This window comes from Acidovorax sp. HMWF029 (assembly GCF_003060895.1).
Lineage (GTDB): Bacteria > Pseudomonadota > Gammaproteobacteria > Burkholderiales > Burkholderiaceae_C > Acidovorax.
Genome location: NZ_QAIH01000296.1, coordinates 1 through 2806 on the forward strand (window position 1 = coordinate 1; position 2806 = coordinate 2806).

At 64.1% G+C, this 2806-nt stretch carries 3 protein-coding genes; all 3 read right to left on the bottom strand.

Translation table 11 applies throughout. The features are described from left to right. A partial coding sequence (locus tag DBR12_RS20290) for a glycoside hydrolase family 5 protein (RefSeq protein WP_108618883.1) occupies positions 1–946 on the bottom strand: 946 nt, incomplete at its 3' end. A gap of 185 nt (positions 947–1131) precedes the next feature. Beyond that, positions 1132–1836, bottom strand: coding sequence for a type IV pili methyl-accepting chemotaxis transducer N-terminal domain-containing protein (locus DBR12_RS20295; protein ID WP_108618884.1), 705 nt, complete (start codon positions 1834–1836; stop codon positions 1132–1134). 156 nt (positions 1837–1992) lie between these two features. Then, the gene (gene cobA / locus DBR12_RS20300) at positions 1993–2751 is read right to left on the bottom strand and encodes a uroporphyrinogen-III C-methyltransferase (protein ID WP_108618885.1); all 759 of its coding nucleotides are present in this window, start codon (positions 2749–2751) and stop codon (positions 1993–1995) included. Positions 2752–2806 lie beyond the last annotated feature (55 nt).

Sequence of the window (2806 nt, forward strand, 5' to 3'; positions counted from 1 at the left end):
CATCGCGCGCATCGCCCTGGCCATACTTGCCACCGAATTCGCCCAGTACCACCGCATGGCCGGCTTGAGCGAAGCGGCCGAAGTGCTGGTCCCAGATGGCGGGCATGTTGCTCGGGAAGTTGGATGCATTGAAGTACGACTGCACATATACATCCGGCCCGTAGGTATGCGGGGCCAGAAGCAGCCGGTTGGCCGGGATATTCAAGGGGGTGCACTCCAGGGGTTCCAGGTTGCCTCCCCAGAAATGGGCGCTGTTGCTGGAGCAGCTGGGGTTTTCGCCGATGCCCTCCACGGCGATCAGCCAGTGCGGGGCTAGCGGCAACACGGCGGAGGCGGCGCGCTCGGCTGCCCTGTTCCAGTCGGTGGCATTGTTACCTGTACCCCAGGTCGCTGCGCCGTGAGGTTCGTTCTTGATGTCAATGCCAATGACGCCAGGAACGCCCGCGTACCGCTGTGCCACAAAGGTCAGGTCGCTGATCCATTGCTGCTCGCTGTAGCTGGGGGTGTACCAAAGCTCGCTGATGGTCTGGCAGTCGGGCGTGTGGTGGTCCAGCAGCACATACATGCCGCGCGCGCTCAACTCGTTGATCACCTTGTCCATGACCTGGATGGCTGAAAGGCCCTGCAGATCGGCGTTACGGCCATAGTCGATGCTGTTCGGCGGGGCCGAACCGTGCAATGTGGCGGGGCAGAACGGCAGGCGCACAGCATTGAAACCCTGTGCCTGCATCTGCGTGATCATGTCCTTCCAGTTGCGAGCCCACAGGCCATGGACCACATGCGTGTTGGTTTCAAAACCAAACCAGTTCACGCCGCGTAGCTGAATCGCCTGCCCCGCATCGTTGACGACCTTGCCGGCCTGGATGGCGTAGCTCCAGGCCGTTCCGCTGCCGATGAGCAGGCAGCCAGCAAGGGCCAAGTGTTTGCTCAAGTCGGTGAGCCTCATGAAATCCTCTTTTCCTGAATGGGTCATGTACACGGTTCACGGTCAAGGGGGCATGTCGTGGGTGTCGATGTTTCAGGGATGATAGTTGGAGGCTGCAAGGAAACTGCTGCGGCTTGCCGTCTGCTTGTAAGCGCATGTGAAGGACGGGCCACCACATGGCCTTGTCCGATTTTGCGGTCGGGGCATCAAGACCGAGCGCGGCTGCGCCCAGCCAGCGACACCGCCTGCAGTGACAGGCCATCGATCTCGTTGGTGATGCCCGACAGCACATTGGCTACCACGGCAAATTCGCGGCCGTGCTGGCCTGCGCGGGCAGCCATTACCTGGGCATTGAAGCTGACTACCTTGGCCTCGCGGGCCACGGTCTGGATGGAGGCCACGATGCTTGCGAGTTCCTTCATCAAAGTTTCGGACTGTGCCTTGCTCACCTGGTCAAACGCTGTGGTGGCGGTGTTGAGGGCGTCCAGCACGCTGTCATTGGACTCCACCAGCTGGGCAAGTGTCTCTTCCACCCGTGGGCTCTGGCGCTCGGTCAGACCAAGTGCGGTGTCCACCTGCTGTGCAAACTGGTCGATGATGGAACGCACCCCCGAGGGCCCCTGGTACACCCGGCGAATGATGTTTGCGCTGACGGCGTCCAGGTGGTGCGGCGTTTCGACCAGGCGTGCCTGGCTGTCGGCAAACAGCGCCAGGGTGCTGCGTGCGGCTTTCAGGTGCAGGTCGCTGCCGCGTGCGGCCAGCACGGTCTGCAGCACCATGCGCTGTGACAGCATGCGCTGGCGTGCTGCGAGGTTGACCAGCGACATGCCGCTGTCGCGCGGCGCTATTGCTGGGGCGGAGGGCTGCACGGGCATGCCGGTGGTGCGTGCGGGGGCGGGGAAGGCTGCCATGGTGCTCCTTGTGCTTTTAGCATTCAGATGCCTGCAGTCAAGCAATACCTGGGCCAATGTCGGGTTGCGCAGTGAGGGCTGGGGATGAAATAGGGCTTTCGGAAGCCCAGCCCAGCGTTGCGTCCGAGGGGCAAGAGATGGAGGAGCCGGCAGCGTTCAGCCGACGCGCAAAGCCTGTGGTGCCTGCGCCGCATCCAGCGACGCCAGCGCCACGCCACGCACCACATCGCCCACCACAATCACCGAGGGGCTGGCGAGCCCCTCGCGGCTGATGGTGGAGTGCAGGCTGCCCAGCGTGGTGATTGCATGGCGCTGGTGGGGCAGGCTGGCGTGCTGTATCACGGCAACGGGGGTGTTGGCTGGCAGGCCGGTGAGCAATTCCTGCTCGATGGTTGCCACGCCGCTCACGCCCATGTAGATCACGAGCGTGAGCTTGGCGTCGCGGGCGGTGCGGGCAAGGGCCTGCCAGTCGGTGCCCGCGTCGCCAGGCTTGGCATGGCCGGTGATGAAGACCACGCCATGTGCATGCTCGCGGTGCGTGAGTGGCGCGCCCAGCGAGGTAAGCCCGGCCAGGCCCGCCGTGATGCCGTTGATGACGGTGACGGGAACGCCCGCAGCGCGCAGGTGCTCCACTTCTTCACCTCCGCGCCCGAAGATGAACGGATCGCCGCCCTTGAGGCGCACCACGTTCTCGCCCTCGTGCACGGCCATGAGCATGAGCTTTTCGATGAAGGCCTGGGGGGTGCTTTTGCAGCCGCCACGTTTACCCACATAGACAATGCGGGCCGTGGGCGAAGCGTGGGCCACGATGGCGTCGCTCACGAGATCATCCACCAGCAGGACGGTGGCAGCCTGGATGGCCTTGAGGGCCTTTATCGTGAGCAGCTCCGGGTCGCCCGGGCCTGCGCCCACCAGGGTGCAGGTGCCGCTGGTGGTCCAGGAGTTGTTGGAAGGGGGCGGGGTGTGGGGG